12 protein-coding genes and 1 pseudogene are annotated in these 18,177 nt (G+C 60.2%); 4 read left to right on the top strand and 9 right to left on the bottom strand.

From position 1 onward, the window contains the following. Positions 1-76 precede the first annotated feature (76 nt). Entirely contained in the window at positions 77-1,024 is a 948-nt protein-coding gene (locus HX783_RS28720) for a LysR family transcriptional regulator (RefSeq protein WP_177019120.1), read from the top strand. A gap of 328 nt (positions 1,025-1,352) precedes the next feature. After that, positions 1,353-1,643: a DUF3077 domain-containing protein gene (locus tag HX783_RS28715; RefSeq protein WP_177019119.1), complete on the top strand. Its 291-nt coding sequence runs from the start codon at positions 1,353-1,355 to the stop codon at positions 1,641-1,643. Positions 1,644-1,782: 139 nt separating this feature from the next. On the opposite strand, the gene HX783_RS28710 is transcribed toward HX783_RS28715, so the two are convergent. From HX783_RS28710 to HX783_RS28700, 3 genes are read right to left on the bottom strand one after another with little or no spacing between them, the layout of a single operon-like run. Continuing rightward, positions 1,783-2,730 (bottom strand): LysR substrate-binding domain-containing protein, encoded by a 948-nt coding sequence (locus HX783_RS28710; RefSeq protein WP_177019118.1) that lies wholly within the window; start codon positions 2,728-2,730, stop codon positions 1,783-1,785. Then, positions 2,730-3,578, bottom strand: coding sequence for an EamA family transporter (locus HX783_RS28705; protein ID WP_177019117.1), 849 nt, complete (start codon positions 3,576-3,578; stop codon positions 2,730-2,732). The genes HX783_RS28710 and HX783_RS28705 overlap by 1 nt, the downstream gene beginning before the upstream one ends. A gap of 53 nt (positions 3,579-3,631) precedes the next feature. After that, positions 3,632-4,579 carry a TauD/TfdA family dioxygenase gene (locus tag HX783_RS28700; protein ID WP_177019116.1) on the bottom strand — a complete coding sequence of 316 codons (948 nt, stop codon included), beginning with the start codon at positions 4,577-4,579 and terminating at the stop codon, positions 3,632-3,634. Between the two features lie 201 nt (positions 4,580-4,780). On the opposite strand from HX783_RS28700, the pseudogene HX783_RS28695 reads away from it, so the two are divergent. Together HX783_RS28695 and HX783_RS28690 are read left to right on the top strand one after the other, a co-directional pair. Then, a pseudogene (locus HX783_RS28695) lies at positions 4,781-4,918 on the top strand (DUF3077 domain-containing protein); the annotation flags it as partial. A gap of 498 nt (positions 4,919-5,416) precedes the next feature. Further along, a complete protein-coding gene (locus HX783_RS28690; protein WP_177019115.1) occupies positions 5,417-5,707 on the top strand; it encodes a DUF3077 domain-containing protein in 291 nt (96 codons plus the stop codon). A 687-nt stretch (positions 5,708-6,394) separates the two neighbouring features. Here HX783_RS28690 and HX783_RS28685 read toward each other — a convergent pair. The 6 genes from HX783_RS28685 to recC form a co-directional block, all read right to left on the bottom strand. Then, positions 6,395-6,886, bottom strand: a complete 492-nt coding sequence (locus HX783_RS28685; protein ID WP_177019114.1) for an OmpA family protein — start codon at positions 6,884-6,886, stop codon at positions 6,395-6,397. A 4-nt stretch (positions 6,887-6,890) separates the two neighbouring features. Further along, a complete protein-coding gene (locus tag HX783_RS28680; protein ID WP_159959874.1) occupies positions 6,891-8,153 on the bottom strand; it encodes a diguanylate cyclase domain-containing protein in 1,263 nt (420 codons plus the stop codon). Beyond that, positions 8,150-8,716 (bottom strand): YfiR family protein, encoded by a 567-nt coding sequence (locus HX783_RS28675; RefSeq protein WP_177019113.1) that lies wholly within the window; start codon positions 8,714-8,716, stop codon positions 8,150-8,152. Before HX783_RS28675 ends, HX783_RS28680 begins: the two co-directional genes overlap by 4 nt. 142 nt (positions 8,717-8,858) lie before the next feature. Next, a complete protein-coding gene (recD, locus tag HX783_RS28670) occupies positions 8,859-10,928 on the bottom strand; it encodes an exodeoxyribonuclease V subunit alpha (protein WP_177019112.1) in 2,070 nt (689 codons plus the stop codon). After that, on the bottom strand, positions 10,925-14,596 hold the full coding sequence (gene recB / locus HX783_RS28665) for an exodeoxyribonuclease V subunit beta (RefSeq protein ID WP_177019111.1): 3,672 nt from the start codon (positions 14,594-14,596) through the stop codon (positions 10,925-10,927). The genes recD and recB overlap by 4 nt, the downstream gene beginning before the upstream one ends. Next, entirely contained in the window at positions 14,593-18,042 is a 3,450-nt protein-coding gene (gene recC / locus HX783_RS28660) for an exodeoxyribonuclease V subunit gamma (protein ID WP_177019110.1), read from the bottom strand. The genes recB and recC overlap by 4 nt, the downstream gene beginning before the upstream one ends. Between the last annotated feature and the right edge of the window lie 135 nt (positions 18,043-18,177).

The raw sequence follows: 18,177 nt of genomic DNA, 5'->3' as shown, positions 1-18,177 counted from the left end.
AATGAGGCGTTCGGACTGTTTTTCGAGTATAGATGTGCAAACTTCTAATAAGAACGCACATAAAAGCCGGTCCAATATGCAAAAAAACATCACGTCACTGGGCTCCCTGAACTGGGATGACCTGAAGTTTTTCCTAGAAGTGGCGCGCACCCGCAAGGCCAGCGTGGCCGCCAAGCGCCTGGCGGTGGACTACACCACCGTGTCGCGGCGCATCAGTTCACTGGAAGTGTCGCTCGGCACGCTGCTGTTCGAAAAATCCCGGACCAGTGGTTTTGTGCTCACCACCGAAGGCCAGCGTTTGCTGGGCTATGCGGAGTCCATCGAAAGCACGCTGCACATGGCCTGCGAGCAGGTGTCCGGCTCTGGCGTGGCCTTGTCCGGCCATGTGCGCATGGGCTGCACCGAAGGCTTCGGCAGTTTTTTCGTCACGCCCCAGCTCAGCCATTTTGTCGATACGTACCCGGCAATCTCGGTGGATATCCTGCCCCTGCCCCACTTCATCAGCCTGTCCAAGCGCGAAGCCGACATCGTCATCGCCCTGGAACGCCCGGAACACGGGCCCTATGTGTGCTGCAAACTGTGCGACTACAAGCTGCAGCTGTACGCGACCCAGGACTACCTCGACCAGCACCCACCGATCCAGCGGCCGGCGGATTTGGCTGAGCACCCGTTTATCAGTTACGTGGATGATTTGGCGTTCAGTTCGGAGCTGCTGTACCTGGCGAATGTAGTGCCCGGCGCCAGCGCCAGTTTGCGCAGCACCAGCGTGATTGCGCAGTACGTCGCGGCGCAGCAGGGCCGGTCGATGGCGATATTACCGTGCTTTTTAGCGGCGCAGGATTCGCGGTTGTTGCCGGTGCTGGGGGAGCAGATCTCGATCACGCGCCAGTTTTGGATGTATTGCCGGGAGGATTTGAGGAAGTTGAAGCGGATTACGTTGTTGTGGGATTACATCAGGGAAGTGACGGAGCAGAATCAGGGGTTGTTGATGGGGGAGACGCGGGAGATGAGGTTCGCGGATTAAAGGGCCATCAACGACGATTCGCTTTAATTTGCAGGACGTTTCCTAGAGACTCTCTACCCCATTGCGCCTTACCGTTTGGGTCACTAGCCTCCCTGGGTCGCTGCATATCAGCGATCGGGTTTAGCGATCCGGGTTTCAGGCGTGACATTGCCCCAATAGCACTCGCTGGCGTTCGCCAGCTTTTAGCGTTTTATGGCGGCTGTGTGCGGGAGACTTTCGAGTCTACCCGGGATGCGCTCTGGCCCGGATCGCTAACCTGCACACAGCTGCCACCCTCTTCATGTTTAGCGATGTGATGTGGCAGCTCTACTTGCAGAGAGCATTCGTCATGAGCAAAGTCATACCTGATCCACCGCTTTCCTCCATCACCACCCTCGGCGTCGTCACCTTCGGCGACTACGGCGAAAACCAAAAACCCCTGTTCCGCGTCAATTCCGGCATGCCCGTCGAGCAAGCCCTGGAGCACGCCTCCACCCTGCTGTTCTACTCCAAAAAACTCGCCATGGAAGCCGCCATGGATGTGCGCGGCGAGCAATACGCATGGGCCGCGCATTACCTGTGTGAGATGGGCAAGGCCGTGGTGGATGACCTGACGCAGGCGATGACGCCAACGAGCTAAACGCCAGATCGTTCCCACGCTCTGCGTGGGAATGCCGCCATGGACGCTCTGCGTCTGCTTTTGAAGTCGTGACGCGGAGCGTCACAGGATGCATTCCCACGCGGAGCGTACGATCGGAGAAGTTCGCACTTTTGCCACTTTAGATCGCGCCAACCCCGGCTATTTGCGGGTGCCGAACCCGAACTTCCCGCAGAAACTCGCCCGCGCTGATCTTGAGCCAATCAATCAAGCGAGCGATATCCGGTTCCGTCTCTCGTCCGTTTCGGCAAATGATGTAGTAAGCCGCTGGCGACATCATCACAGGGCTATTTAACGCAACCAACGCGCCGTCTTCCAATTGGTCATACACCAACGCAGTCCTACCCAGCGCAATCCCTCCGCCCTTCACCGCCAGGCTGATCGCCAGGCTCGAATCCGGAAATCTAGGCCCATGGTGATACGGCGGCGCAGTAAGTCCCTGAAACGCAAACCAGCTTTCCCATCCCGGGCACACCTGATCGTCCACCCGATGAATCAACGGATACCGGGCGACATCGTCCAGCGCAATATCACCCTTCAACCGCAGAAACTCCGGGGAACAAACCGGGAACACCGCGTCGCGCATCAGCAGTTCGACATGATGATCCGGGTAGTCGCCATACCCCATCACCACCGCAACATCGTATTGATGAGCCTCCAGGCTGGCGCCGCTCATATCGGCGCTGGTCAACACTAGATCAAGGTTGAAAGAGGCCTCAGTGTGCGAGCCATGCATTCTGGGGATCAGCCACGTTGAACAGAGAGAAGACGTGCATGAGAGGTACAACGGTTGGGATTTACCGGGATTGAGCGAATGCAGCACCCCGTCCAGCGCCTTGAAAAACCCGTCGGTAACCGGCAACAACGCCTGCCCTGCTGCCGTCAGCTTGACGCCGCGCGAGTGTCGCTCAAACAACTGCACGCCCCACCACTCTTCCAGGCCTGCAATTTGATGACTGATGGCACTGGCGGTGAGGTTGAGCTCAGAGGCTGCACGCGCAAAACTACCGGTTTGCGCTGCGCTGACGAACGCTTGAAGCATCGGTGTAGGAGGCGGACGCTGGGCCATCAGGTGCTCACTTTGATCAAGATGATCCCGCAAACAATGACGAATGCCGACAGCATCCGTCGCCAACCGAACCGTTCATGAAAGAACAGCGCAGCAATAATAGCGCCGATAATAACACTGGTTTCTCGCAGCGCTGAGACCTTGGCGACTGCGTCCAGCGACAACGCAAACAACACCAATCCGTACGACGCCAGGTAAAACACACCGCCTAATAGGCCGACTCGCCAATGCCCCTGTATTGCTTGAACCAAGGCTGAGCGCTCTTTGGAGAACGCCAGCACCGGGATCGGAATACTCTGGAACACCGTCAGGTAGATGATGTACTGCAACACCGTCTCGCTGGCTCTTACACCTTTGGCATCCACCACCGTGTAAGACGCAATAAACACACCGGCGCACACCGCCATGAAGATCGGCTTGAACATCTGCGCCGTCATCCTGCGCACAAAGGTCAGGCTGATAATCCCCACACAAATCAGCAACACACCCGCCAGCGTCTGGAGTGACAACTGTTCATGCAGCAAAAAATAAGAAAACAGCGCGACCAATACGGGCGGCACCCCACGCATCACGGGGTAAACCTGGCCGAAGTCACCCGTTTCGTACGCTTTGATCAGAAATAGCCGATAGACCGTATTGAGCACCACAGAGACGAGGATATAACCCCCGACCTCCAGGCTCGGCACGCTGACAAACGGCAACGCCAACAGGCATATCACCAACGCGGCGCCATCAACCATGGCCAAGGTCATGAAGCGACTGCTACCGGCGCGGACTACAGCATTCCACGTGGCGTGCATAAAGGCAGAGATCAAGACCAGCGTGATCGCGATATTGGAGTTGTCCATGGGGCTCGGCTTTTGGCGGATATGTGAGGACGTACGTTATGAGCATCGGTGCATCATTGTTTGCGTAACCACATCCGTAGCATGTAGCGATTCAGATCGCTCAAAGGCTCGGTATTATTAATCTCGGAGCGTGGAGCATTCATATCAATGAAGTGCGTGCGGGTATGTAGAAACTTGTTATCGGCCGAAATAAGCACCTGCCCTGGCTCCAGCAGTACTCGATGCTGAACCGATGACTGATCGAGAACGGTGTCTAGAAAGTCCAGCGCTTGGGATTGAGCCAATGTTAACGGCACTCCCGCCTTAAGGTGGGCTGATTCAATGTAGACTCGAAAATATCTGATCAGTGGAATACCTTCATTGGAAAAACTCAGAATGGGTGCTTTAAACAACTGCTCCTCATCTGACATGCCGCGATTCTCAAAAAAGAAGTCACATTTGAGCTCTTCCAATATTTCCGGGAATGCCATCAGCTCCGCATACACCGCACTTGCATCAATGAGAATGCTTTCACCGCCTAAAAGCGCTTTCTGTCCGCAAGCCAAGATCAAGTAATCGATAGGCAGTGGGTCGCTCACCCCATCATTGTGTACGTAGGCGCCTTGACGGGTTTGATGGTACCTCGCACCTTCTTCAATGCTCTTACCGCCTCGGTCATAAACCTCAATCACCTTGTGACCGAGATGGTTCTGCACCATTGGCACACCGAGTAAAGAACCGAATGTCCACACCAGTGATTTGAAGCTGGCAAGCTTTTCGACCTTAAAGCCATCGAGGATCAAGACATGGCTCTCGTGATCAATCATGTTTCGTATTCTATGTAGTTCCTCGCTGAGATCGGGCAATAGCAGTGGATTGATGTACGCTGGCTTCGCGTCGAATCGACTGTTCTGGATTTCAGATTCGATAATCTTTGTTGCACTTAACAGTTCATCAAAAGCACTTTTTGAAAGCCTGATCTTAGAAACTTCTTGGCGGAAATTACTGACATTTATGTTCATCGCAATCCTTTACGGTGCTTAGTTAGAGCGACTATTTAACTAAGCCCGCCGCTTACCAAAAAGCGAAACCTCATCAGCTTAGCCATCAAAATCCGTCATGGCAGACCGTTCCTAAGGGGTAAAAAAACTGGATGCTCATTACTGGGGTTTTGCCATGGTGCATCAGCCCCGGCGAAGCCCTGGAACAGCCTCCACCCTGCTTTTTATTCCAAGAGACTCGCCATGGAAGCCGCCATGGATGTGCGCGGCGAGCAATACGCATGGGCCGCGCATTACCTGTGTGAGATGGGCAAGGCCGTGGTGGATGACTTGACGCAAGCGATGACGCCAACGAGCTAAACGCCAGATCGTTCCCACGCTCTGCGTGGGAATGCCGCCATGGACGCTCTGCGTCTGCTTTTGAAGTGGTGACGCGGAGCGTCACAGGATGCATTCCCACGCGGAGCGTGGGAACGATCGGATCAGGGGTTGTTGATGGGGGAGACGCGGGAGATGAGGTTCGCGGATTAAAGGGCCATCAACGACGATTCGCTTTAATTTGCAGGACGTTTCCTAGAGACTCTCTACCCCATTGCGCCTTACCGTTTGGGTCACTAGCCTCCCTGGGTCGCTGCATATCAGCGATCGGGTTTAGCGACTCGGATTAGTTGGGGATGTGATGCCAAAGTATTGCCAGGCGTTTTACCTGTCTTTACCGTTTTATGGCGGCTGTACGCGGGAGACCTTCGGGTCTGCCGGGTTCCCAAATTTACCGGTTCGCTAACCCGTGTACAGCTGCCACCCCTTCATGTTTAGCGACATGCCGTGGTGACCCCTACTGCAAATTTGGGAAACATCATGTCAAAAATCGTCCCCGATCCACCGCTTTCCTCCATCACCACCCTCGGCGTCGTCACCTTCGGCGATTACGGCGAAAACCAAAAAAACCTGTTCCGCGTCAATTCCGGCATGCCCATCGAGCAAGCCCTGGAACACGCCTCCACCCTGCTTTTTTACTCCAAGAAACTCGCGATGGAAGCCGCCATGGATGTGCGCGGCGAGCAATACGCATGGGCCGCGCATTACCTGTGTGAGATGGGCAAGGCCGTGGTGGATGACTTGACGCAGGCGATGACGCCGAGCAGTTAAGCGAAACACTGTCTCCATGTGGGAGCGGGCTTGCTCGCGAATGCGGTAGGTCAGCCAATAAATTATTGGCTGAACGACCGCTATCGCGGGCAAGCCCGGCTCCCACATTTGAATTATGGCGGGTGCGAAATTTTGGTCAGGCCAAATAAGTGTGGGAGCTGGCTTGCCTGCGATAGCGGTGGGTCAGTCAGCTTAGCCGTTGCTGATACACCGCATTCGCGAGCAAGCCCGCTCCCACATTTTTTGAACTGTGGCGGGTGCGAAATTTGGTCAGGCGCAAATAAGTGTGGGAGCTGGCTTGCCTACGATGGTGGTGGGTCAGTCAGCTTAGCCGTTGCTGATACACCGCATTCGCGAGCAAGCCCGCTCCCACATTTTTTGAACTGTGGCGGGTGCGAAATTTTGGTCAGGCGCATATAAGTGTGGGAGCTGGCTTGCCTGCGATGTGGTGGGTCAGTCGGCTTAGCCGTTGCTGATACACCGCATTCGCGAGCAAGCCCGCTCCCACATTTTTTGAACTGTGGCGGGTGCGAATTTTTGGTCAGGCGCAAATAAGTGTGGGAGCTGGCTTGCCTGCGATAGCGGTGGGTCAGTCAGCACATCTGCTGCTGATATACCGCTATCGCAGGCAAGCCAGCTCCCACATTTGGGAATGCCGCCCTGGACGCTCTGCGTCAGCTCTCAGCGTTAGTCCGCGATCACCACAATCGACACGCGCCGATTCTCGGTGCGCCCGGCCACTGTGGTGTTCGGCGCCACCGGCTCGCTGCTGCCCAGGCCGCGCAGTTGGATGTTTTCTTCTTTCATGCCCACACCGGTCAGCACGTTGCCTACGCTTTTGGCGCGACGCAGGGACAGTTGCTGGTTGTAGCTCTCTTTGCCCGAGGCGTCGGTGTGGCCGTCGACGCGCACGCGGTCGATGCCGGCGCCGACCAGGGCTTTGCCGATGCGTTCGACGATGTCGGTGCTGGCTTTGTTGAGGCTTTCAACGTCGCTGCCGAACAGCACTTTGCCTGACAGGCCGAAGGCCCAGCCTTCGTCGGTCAGTTCGAAGCCTTGCTGCTTGAGGACCGCGACTTGGGCCGGGGTCAGGCCTTTGGGTGGGGCCGTCTGGCAGCCGCCGAGGGCCAAAAAGGCCACCAATAGAGTGATAAACATAAAACGCGCGGTCGAGAACAAGGGATCAACTCCTGTGGTTAACATTTGCGGCGGTGGGCTCCGATTCCGCCGTTTGCTGGCCGCCCTGGGACAAACGTTTGGCCTGGTACATCGCCGCGTCGGCGGCATTGAGCAAGGTGCCGGGGGTGGCGCCATGATCGGGATAAACGGCAATGCCGATACTGAGGGAGGTCAACACCTGGGTGTTGCCGGGCAGTGGGATCGGCTTGTCCATGCTGGCGATAATCTTGTCGGCGATGCGCTGGGCGTCGTCGAGTTTGTGCAACGGCGCCAACAGCACTGCGAACTCATCACCGCCCAGGCGCGCCACCAAGTCATCTTCACGCAATTGCGCGCGCACGCGCTCGGCGACGGCGACCAGCACGGCATCCCCGGCGGCGTGGCCAAAGTTGTCGTTGATGTCTTTGAAGCGGTCGCTGTCGAGGAACAGCACGGCCACGCGCTCGTTGACCTTGGCGGCACTGCGCAAGGCACGGATCAGCCGGCCTTCGAAAAATGCGCGGTTGGGCAGGCCGGTCAAACTGTCGTGGCTGGCTTGGTGGGCGAGGGTCTCGTTTTCACTTTGCAGGTGGCTTTGCCAGGCTTCCATCTCACCCAGCAGGGCATTGAAGTCACTGCCGAGGCTGTCGAGTTCGGCGATCTGCGCCGGAGGCACGCGCCGGTCAAAGTCGCGCTCGCTACGGGCGGCGTGGGCCACGGCGGCGAGGCTTTGCAGCGGTCGAGTGATGCCCAGCAACAAACGCCGCGCCAAATACAAAGCCACCCAGGCACTGAGGGCGGTACAAATCACAATGCCGGCCAGGCCGCTGAGCAGGAAGCGCAGCAGGCTACCGCCATGGCCGACCACGTGAATGCTGCCCACAGTCTGCCCTTGATGCACTATCGGCTGGCTGATCGGCTGTTCAAGCAAGGCATGCGCCAGCGCCAGTTCGACCTTGGAGAGCATCCCGGTTTCTGGCCGCACCCATTGCGCCAGCAACTTGCCATTGGCGTCGAACACTTCGGCCTGGGCCACCTCTTCGGTGGAGGCGATCAGGCTGAGGGCTTCGGTAGCGGCCGCGCTGTCGTTAAACACCACCGCCGCTTCCACGGTGTAGTTGATGGAGCGCGCGATCAGGTGCAGGTTGTGCTCGGCATACACGCGCAGCGCCAGCACGCCGAGCAGGGTCAGCGACACGCTGGCCAGGGTCACGGCGACCAACGCCAAAATCAAATGCCCACGGCCGATGACCGAACGCAGAGTCGGCCGCGCTTTCACGGCTTTCATGACGCGGGCGCTCGACGGCGGGACAGCTGCAACACGCTGGGGTGAATACGCACGCCACTGCGGGCAACCGAGTCCAGGTTGACCTCGAACGACACTTGCTCATCGCCCACGCGCAGGCAAAACAGGCTGCCCACGGTGCATTGGTCGCCACCTTCGCTGATGCTCAACACCGGGTGGCCGATCAGCGAAGTAAACAGCCGAGCGCGTTCGTCTGCGCTGAGTTTGCCGATGTACACGGCGTCGCAGGCACTGACAATGTCGGGATGGTCGGCCAACAGGCGCTGCACCACTACCGGACGGCCGGTCGCCTGGGTGGTGCCTTTGACCAGGTCGTCGGTGTATTGGGTCGGCCCGACGATGCACAAACGCAGTTGCGTAGGCTCCACCGGCCAACGTGCGTAACTGAGGATGCCGAGTACGACTTGGGTCACCGCTTGGGCGCGTTGGTCAGCCGGGCTGGGCGCCTGGGCAAATGCTCGTGGGGCGAGCAGGCACACGAGCGCCACCAGTAACATGCGTCTCCAGCTCAAACTGCGCTCTGTGGGCGAGACAGCCACGTTCATGCAGCGATTCTCTTCAGGTATTTTCGAGGTGATGCCGCAACGATAGCACAGCGGCGGAAAGCCCCACGAAGCCGGTGCTTCGCGGAGTCCGCTATTTTTTCAGAAAATTCAGACGACTGAATCAGAAATATTTCATGACCTATCAGTCAGTTTTTTCATCCTGGGCGTCCAGCTCCAGCATCAACCCGCTCAAGCGCTTGACCTTGCGTCGCACGGCTTCTTCGAACACGCCGCCACGCGGCTCAATCAGGCTGAACCAACGCTTGGCGCGGGTGATGCCGGTGTAGATCAGTTCTTTGGTCAGCACCGGGTTAAGTGCATCCGGCAGGATCAGCGCGGTGTGGGTGAATTCCGAGCCCTGGGATTTGTGCACGGTCATGGCGTACACGGTTTCCACATCGTTCAGACGGCTAGGCAATACAAAACGCACGCCGCCTTGGCCATCGTTGCGTGGGAAAGCTACGCGCAGCACGTGGGGGCCGCCGTCTGTTTCGGGTAGTTTGAGGGCGATGCCGATGTCACCGTTCATCAAACCGAGGCCGTAATCGTTGCGGGTCATCAGCACCGGGCGGCCTTCGTACCATTGGTCATCGCCTTCGATCAGCCGCACTTTGCGCAAGGCGGCGGTGATGCGCAGGTTCAAGCCTTCCACGCCCCAAGGGCCTTTGCGCACCGCGCAGAGCAGTTGGAAGGCATCGAACGCTTGCAGCAGTTGTTGCGCCCAGTGGGTCCAGGCCAGGTCTTCACGGGGTGTATGGAGGGCTGGGCGCGCGCTTTGCAGCAGGTTGAGGTAGTAGCGATAACCCTGGGCTTCGTCGCCCTGCCCGTCCAGCACCAGGCGCTCGAAGGCGTGGTCGTGCTCGCCCTTGAGGCTGAGGCAGAACAGGTCATCGTGGCTGCGCGCGGCGAGCAGTTTGCGCGCCTCTTCGGCGTTTTGCTGGTTGACCCAGCGCGCCAATTGGCCGATGCCGCTGCCTTCGCCAAACCGTCGCGAGTAGCGCAGCATCACCACTTGCTGGGCCAGGGGATGGCTGCCGTCGAGGTCTTCTTGCAGGCCGCTGGCGCTGAGGTCTTCACCGCTGACCGCTTGCAGCCATTGGCGCGTGGCGGGGCTGTACCAACCGGCTTCGGCGTCGCGGCACAAGTCGCCGAGGACGGCGCCGGCTTCCACCGAGGCGAGTTGGTCCTTGTCGCCCAGCAACACCAAGCGTGCGTGGGGCGGCAAGGCGTCCAGCAGGTTGGCCATCATTTCCAGGTCGATCATCGAGGCTTCGTCCACCACCAGCACATCCAGGGGCAATGGGTTGCCGATGTGATGGCGGAAGTGCCGCGTGCCCGGGCGGCTGCCCAACAAGCGGTGAACGGTGGTGACCTCTGTGGGGATTTTTTCCCGCACGTTGTCGGGCACGGTCAACGACTGCACTTGCTGGCTGATGGATTCGGTAAGGCGTGCGGCGGCTTTACCGGTGGGCGCCGCCAGGCGGATACGCAACGGGCTGCCGGCCTCCACGGCGGGCGCCTGCAACAGCGCGAGCAGGCGCACGACGGTGGTGGTCTTGCCGGTGCCGGGGCCGCCGGTGACGATGCTGAAGGCACCGCGCGTGGCCAGGGCGCAGGCGAGTTTTTGCCAGTCGATCACGCCGTCGGGCGGTGGCTGGTTGAACAGACTATTCAGGCGTTGCGGCAGGTCGGCGCCGACAGTCTCCTGAGTCGCCAGACGTAAGCGCAGAGCAGTGTCGATGCGTCGTTCATAGGTCCAGTAGCGGCGCAAGTACAGGCGTTTGCCGGACAGAACCAATGGGCGGCTTTGGGCGGCGTCGCTGCCATCGACGGCCAGCGCGACCAAGTCACTGGCCGCCAGCGCATGGCACCAATGGGCGCCGTCGAGGCCGTCGAGCAATTGCGACGGCAGCAGCATCGCGCCGGTTTGCAGGTCGCCTTCGGGTGGCAATGACAGGGCGAAATCCGGCGCCTTGAGGGTTTCGAACAGGTCGAGGCAGACGTGGCCATGGCCCAGTTGGTGGCTGGTTAACGCCGCGGCGAGCAACACCAGCGGGTCGGCCTGCGGGTCGAGCTCGTGGAGGAAGCCGACAAAGGCCTTGTCCAACGCGCGCAGCCAGCCACGATCAACCCAGCGTTCGAGCAGTTGCACCAGGTCGGCGGCGCGGCTGAGCGGCTCTAACGCCTCAAGTGGTAACGGCGACAGGCTCATAGCAGCACTCCTTGTTCCCAGGCGGGCTCAACCTTGGGCGGTATGGGTTTGCCCTGGAACAACAGGTCCAAGCCTTCGATCAGCTCCCGTGGTGGCCGGGTGAAATACGCGCCTTTGCTCACCGATTGAGTGCCGCGCAGGAAAACGTAGAGCGCGCCGCCGACGTGGCGGTCGTAATCGTAATCCGGCAGGCGTGCCTTCAACTGGCGGTGCAGGGCCAGCAGGTAAAGTACGTATTGCAGGTCGTACCGATGCTCTAGGATCGATTGTTCCATGGCATCCGAGGTGTAGGCCGAATCGTCGGGGCCGAGCCAATTTGATTTGTAGTCGGCCACGTAGTAGCGGCCGTCGTGTTCGAAGGTCAGGTCGATAAAGCCTTTGAACATGCCATTGAGCAACACCGGTTCGGCGGCGACACGGGACACACCGTTGTGGGTGTACTGGCACACCAGCTTGTCGAGGGCGAGCACGTCGACTTTGTGGCTGGCGAACCAGAATTCCATTTCGATCTGGTACTGCTGCAGGCTGCTCAGGGTGACCTGATCGTTATCCACTGGCAGCGGCGTTTGCAGCAGGTGGCCGAGCCAACCGCTCAGGGTAACGATCCAGCCTTCCCAGTTGCGCCGGTTACAGCGCGCGCCCACGGCTTTTTCGATGGCCTCGGGGTTGACGTTAAAGCCCTCCTCGCCCGCCCATTCCAACAGGCCATGGAGGAAGGTGCCGGGGTTAGGGCCACGTGGGAAACGGTGAATATCGCCGCCGGACGCTGCCACCTCGCGCGGTGCGTCAGGGTCAAGACGTTCGTCGTCGAACAGCTTCTGGGCCTGCGGGCTTTCCGGCGCTTCAAGACTTGCGGCGCTCATGCTCTCGCCGATGCGCAATGCGCTGTAGGAGGCGATCCACCAGTTTTCGGCGGCCTTGCGCTTGGGCAGCAACGGCGCGAGCAAGGTGGCTTCGTTGCGGGGCGGGTGGAACTGGATGTCTTGCGCGTCGGGCACCTGGCCGTAATGGATGGCGGCGCAGCCCTCTTGCAAATCCAGCAGCCAGCGCGCCAGGCCTGCAGATTCGCCCAGCGATGCACCCGCGCCAAGCAAATAGCCCAGGGCTGACAGGTGCAACACGGAGCAGCTGTTGTTGCCGCGCTTGAGGTCGGCAACGCCGAGCCAGCAGGCGTGTTTGGCGCGCGTGAGGGCGACGTAGAACAAGCGCAGGTCTTCGGCCAGGCGTTCATCGTCAGCTTGGGCAATCAACTCGGCGGTGGGCCGCAGGCTGACTTGGGATTTGCCCTGTTCGTCGTGGTAATGCAGCGGCAAACGGCTGCCGTCCACCGGTTTGGCTGAGCAGATGAAAGGCAGGAAGACCAGGTCGTATTCGAGGCCTTTGGATTTGTGGATGGTCACGACTTTGACCAACTGCTCATCGCTTTCCAGACGCAGGATCTGTTCTTCACCGGCCTGCCCCGACAGCGCGAGGTGTTCAGCCAGATGCCGAATCAGCGCTTGCTCGCCGTCCAGCTCCGACGCGGCCTGTTGCAACAATTCGCTGAGGTGCAGCAGGTTGGTCAGCACACGTTCGCCGTCACTGCGCGCGATCAGGGTTTGCGGCAGTTTGAAGTCATGCAGCAAGCGCCGCAGCATTGGCAGCACGCCTTGGGTGCGCCAGATCGCGCGGTAGCCACGGAACTGCATCACGCGGGTTTCCCACGCCAGTTCGTCTTGATTCAGACGCTCCAGTTCCGCCAATGACAGGTTCAAGGTGACGCAGGCCAGGGCGGCGCGCAGTGGGCGCTCGACGTCCGGCTCGGCGCAGGCCTTGAGCCAGGCCAACAGGTCGTGGGCTTCCTGGGCGGCGAAGACCGAGTCTTTGTCCGACAGGTACACGCTGCGCACACCACGGGCGGCCAACTCAGCGCGCACGGCTTGGGCTTCCTTGCCGTCGCGCACCAGGATGGCGATGTCTGACGGCAGCACACCTTTTAAGTTGTGATCTTTTACGAAGCCGGCCGTACCTTGCTGTCCGCCATTGAGCAACTCGACGATTTGCGTGGCGCAGGCGGCGGCGAGTTGCTGGCGATACACCGCATTGGAAATCGGCTGGTCGGTGGGTAAGTGCCAGAGGTTCATTGCCGGCAGTGTTTGACCGTCGACCTGCAATTGCTCTTTGCGACCTTGAGACAGCACCGAGTGGAACGGCACCGGGTTGTCGCCATTCGGCTCGCGGAACAGGAAGGCGCCACGGCCGGTTTCTGCGCGTTGGAACACGTGGTTGACCGCCTCGACCATCGCGTGGCTGGAGCGGAAGTTGGTGCCCAAGGTGTGGTGGCGGCCGGTGGTGGACTGACGGGCGCGCAGGTAGGTGTAGATGTCGGCGCCGCGAAAGGCGTAGATCGCCTGCTTGGGGTCGCCGATCAGGAACAGGCCGCTGTCGAGGTGGTTTTCTTCGATGCGGTAGATGCTGTCGAAGATGCTGTATTGCACCGGGTCGGTGTCCTGGAATTCGTCGATCAACGCCACCGGGAACTGCTCGCGAATCACACTGGAAAGGCGCTCGCCGCCTTCGGCTTGGAGGGCGGCGTTGAGGCGGATCAGCATGTCGTCGAAGCCCATTTCGGCGCGACGGCGTTTTTCTTCTTCGAAACGTTTACCCACCCAACCGGCGGCGTGTTGCAACACGGCGGCGTCGGGAGTGGGCAAGGCGTCGAGGCTGGCCTTGAGGCTGGCCATGGCGTCGATGCCAGGGTGGCTCGGCGGCTCGTTCTTCCAGGCTTCGGCCATGCCGTCGGGCGTCAGGCGCGTGAAGCCGGTGCCGATGTCGAGTTGTTCGAGGGTTTCGTCAGCGGCCCAGGCGCTGATCTTTTCGAACCAGGGTTCGAAGTACCGCGCTTGCATCTTGCGGCCGTCGACGGCTTTGGCAGCCACGGCTTGCAGGCAGATATCGCGCAGTTCGGCGGCCCATTGTTGCCAGGGCGCCTTGAGGGTGACCAAGGCTTCGCGGCGCTCTTGCAGGCAGGCATTGATCAGCTCGGCCGGCTCGCGCGTTTCGTCGGTCGGCCGTTCGCTGCCGAACAATGCACGCACACGTGGCATCAGCGCGGCGGGGCCGCTCCAGTTTTTGCGCACCCAGTTGAGCGCGTCATCGTGCATCGGGTAGCAAAACAGCCGCCAGTAGTCGCGCAGCACTTCGCCGAGCAGGTCGCTGTGGTCGGTTTCCAGGGTTTGGGTGAACAGGCTGCCGCTGTCGAATGCGTGCTCGCGCAGCATGCGCTGACACCAACTGTGGATGGTCGAAACGGCGGCTTCGTCCATCCATTGCGCGGCGATATCCAAACGATTGGCACAGGCCGGCCACTGCTCGGGGAGGTATTCGTCGCGCAGGTGGGCGATCAGGGCATCCGGTTGTTCGATTTCATCGCGGAAAAAGCGCGCGGCTTCGGCCAGACGGATGCGGATGCGCTCACGCAGCTCTTTGGTGGCGGCGTCGGTGAAGGTCACCACCAGGATTTGCGGCGGCAGCAATTCGCGGGCAAAGCCGGAGTCATCACCGCCGTGGCCGAGCACCAGGCGCAGGTACAGGGCAGAGATGGTGAAGGTTTTACCCGTGCCGGCGCTGGCTTCGATCAGTTGGCTGCCTTTGAGCGGGAAGGCCAGGGCTAAAGGTTTACTGATCATGCGCTGGCCTCCTCACTGCTGAGCGATCGCCACGGCGCGTTGAGCAATGGGCGGTACAGGGTTTCAGCCCAGCCTTCGAATTCTTCGCTGGCGATAAGCGTGGCGTAGTCGGGAAATTGCCGAGTGAGCGCCGGGGTTTCGCGACGTTCGCCATCGGTGGTCAGGCCGTCGCCTTCATAGGCTTTGCTGGCGGCGGCCTGGGCCTTGGCGGGGTCGGTTTGGCCGAGCCAGGCGAAGGCGGTTTTGACCGCCACCGGAAGTGGTTTTCGCATGCCGGTGTGCCAGGCCAGCAGCAGGTTGCCGAGGATTTCCTGGGCCGCGGATTTTTCCAGGGGCGCCAGGAGCAAGGTGTCGTCACTGGCGACCAACCCGGTGCTGAGTGGCAGGCCGCAGGCGCAGGCCACCACGTGATTGACCCAAGGGCGAATCAGGCGGTGCCACTTGCGGGTTTTGATCGAGCCGATGCTGTTGGGGATGGTGGTCACGCTGAGCAACCCGCCATCACTGCGCCGATGCAGGCCACTGATCCAGCCTTCCAGCTGAATGCCTTGATGCTCAAAACTGATCGGTTCGGCGGCTGTGTGTGGCGTGGGCCAGAGCGCCAGTAATTGGTGGTAGCGCTGCAACAGATCCGGTAATGGCTCGATCAGTTCGTTACGCAGGCACTCGCCGAAACCGACCATGGGCAGCAAGCCACTGCCTTGCAGGCGCAGGGCTTGGGCGTTGAGGGCCTGATCCACTTGGTCGGGCTGGGTCAATGCGGCGTTCAGCAGGCTGTCGCTGAGGCTGTAGCGTTGCAGCGCGTCGAGGACGAAGGGCTCTTCATCGGCCAGCGGGACTTCGGCGGCCTCGAAGAACACTTTTAGACGTTGGCTGAAGAAGTGTCTGACCGGGTTGCGCAGGAAGTCCTGCAACTGGCCAAGACTCAGGGGTTCTTCCTGGTGGTGCTCCGTCAGTTCGACCTCTTGTACTTCGGTATCGCGTGGTTCGTGGAGCAACTGCCATTCGCGGGCGTAACTGAACAGCGGGTCGCCCTCATGGAAATAGCGCGCGCTGAAGGGTTGGAGCGGGTGTTCCTGGGTCATCGCTTCCAGCAGTTCATGTGTGTCTGCGTTATGCCAGCCGCTGGCGATATGGTCGCGCAGTTGGCCTATCAGCACCGAGGCCGGGCGGTCGCTGTTGTCGCGGATACTGCGGCCTACCCAACTGATGTAGAGCTGGTCGCGGGCGGACAGCAGGGCTTCGAGCAGCAGGTAGCGGTCGTCTTCGCGGCGTGAACGGTCGCCGGGGCGGTAGTCGCTGCCCATCAGGTCGAAGTCCAGCGGTGGTTGCGCGCGCGGGTAGTCGCCGTCGTTCATGCCGAGCAGGCAAACCAGTTTGAACGGGATGGCGCGCATGGGCATCAGGGTGCAGAAATTGACAGCTCCGGCGAGGAAGCGCTGGGACAGTCGCCCCTGGTCCAGGCCAGCCAGCCAGGCTTCGCGGACTACGGTGAGGGGTAACTCATCTTGTAGGCCGACGGACTCACAGGTTTCCAGCCAGTCCTCTCTGAGTTGTTCGAGTTGGCCTAGGAGATAGTCGTCATGTTCACTGCTGGGCAGGAAGAACAGTTGCATCAGGCGTTGCAGGCGTTCGCCCCACTCCTGGGGTGCTGCCGGTTGGGACAGGGCCTGGTGGGCATCGTTTAACGCATCGAGCAAGGAGACCAGCGGGCCGATCAACGCCGCATCGAGGCCACCGATTTCATCGTAGGGCTCTATGCCGTCGCAGGCGATTCCGGTGCCGACGGCGTAACCCAGCAGCATGCGCCGCAGGCCAAATCGCCAGCTGTTTTGTTCCAGCTCGTTCGGCAGACCAAGCCCTGCACGCTGTTCGGCATTGAGGCCCCAACGGATGCCGGCGCCTTCGATCCAGCGGTGCAGTGTGGGAAGGTCGCGTTCTTTGATGGCGAAGCGCTCGCGCAAGGCGGGAACGTCGAGCAGGTCGAGGATTTCGCTGACGGGGAAGCGGCTGTCCGGGAGTTTGAGCAGGTGTTCGACGGCGATCAGTAGTGGGTCACGGCCGCGTTGGCCTTGGTCGGTGAGGGTGAACGGGATGAAACGTGGATCACCTTTTTCCAGCTGGCCAAAGACGGCGCGGATGTGCGGCGCGTAGCTGTCGACGTCAGGGACCATGACGATGATGTCGCGCGGGCGCAATGAGGGATCGGCGCTGAAGCGTTGGAGCAATTGATCGTGGAGAATTTCTACTTCGCGCTGGGCGCTGTGGGCGATGTGAAAACGGATGGAGCGGTCGTTATTGAGGTCGACGCCCGGCCACAGCTCGCGTGTTTCGTTGAGTGGGCGAAGCTCGAGGATGTCGTCCTGGAGCTGGTTGAGCAGCGTGGTCGGTTCGCTTTCGCTGAACAGGTCGATGCGACCGTCGCGGAATGCGGCCCGGTAGCTGTTGGGGTCGTCGTAACTGTCCAGCAGGCTGATGTAGTCGCGGCCTTGTTTGCCCCAGGCGGCGAGCAGCGGGTGCGCATGCTGGTGCAGGGTTTGCGGGTCGATGGTGACCGGCATACCCGCTTTACGCGCTTGGCGTTTGTACTCGTTACGCAGCAGGTCTTTATCGGCGACGATGTCGGACCAGTGATGGCGGCAAGGGTTGTGCACGCATAGCAAGACTTGGCTGAAACGTGCCAGACCGGCGAGTGCTTCCAACGCTTGTGCGGGCAAAGAGGAAATGCCGAAAACAATCACTCGTGACGGAAGGCCTTGGGGGGCTTTTTCAAGGGTGTTGATGCGCTCGATGAACCGCTGGTGAACGCCCGCGCGGCTTTCGGCCATGCCCTCTTCACCTACATCCAATAGCAGTGCGCGCCATAGTTCGGCCTGCCAGCAGTTCGCGGGGTTCAGTGGCTTGGACTCGCCTCGGCCGTTGCGCAGTTGGTGGCGGCCAGCAGCCCAGTCTTCCAGCCAGTCGGCGCGGTAGACCTGGTATTGGTCGAACAGGTCGGCCAGGCGTTCAGCCAGTTGATAGCGTTTGCGCAGGTCGGTGTCGTGGGTGAGGAAGCGCTGCAGGGGTTCGAAGTGTGGTTGGTCGATAAGCTCTGGGAGCAGGCGCATTAGACGCCAGGTCAGTGGGGCTTTATCGAGCAGGGACTTGGGCGGGATTTCGTCACGGCCCAGCACCATGCGATAGAGCTGCCACATGAAGCTGCCAGGGAGTTGCACATCAATTGCCGCCGCGATGCCGCAACCACCCATATCGTCTTCTTCCGGGTCTTCGGCCAAAGCCAGCTTGAGCCATTGGGCGATACCGTTGCTTTGTACCAGTGCGATCTCGTTTTCCAAGGGAGCGAGCGGATAGCGGCGCATCCAGCTGACTACCAGGCTGCGCAGTTCATCCAGGCGGTTGCCGTGAACCACCATGAATCCAGCGCTGAGGGACGTCGCATCCGGCATAACGGCTTCCTTGGGAAAAGCAAAATCGAGGGAGCGACTTTAGCATTGAAGGCGACTGCAAGCTGCAAGCGAGGCTGTCAGGAGTGTAAGAGGCGGTCACAGAGTTTTTTTCGGTCGCCCAAAACAAAACCCCTG

Origin of the sequence: Pseudomonas sp. D2002, from assembly GCF_013385735.1 — a bacterium.
In the GTDB taxonomy this organism is placed as follows: domain Bacteria; phylum Pseudomonadota; class Gammaproteobacteria; order Pseudomonadales; family Pseudomonadaceae; genus Aquipseudomonas.
The sequence above is the reverse complement of the archived record's forward strand: the minus strand, read 5'-3'. Positions and strand labels throughout refer to the sequence as shown.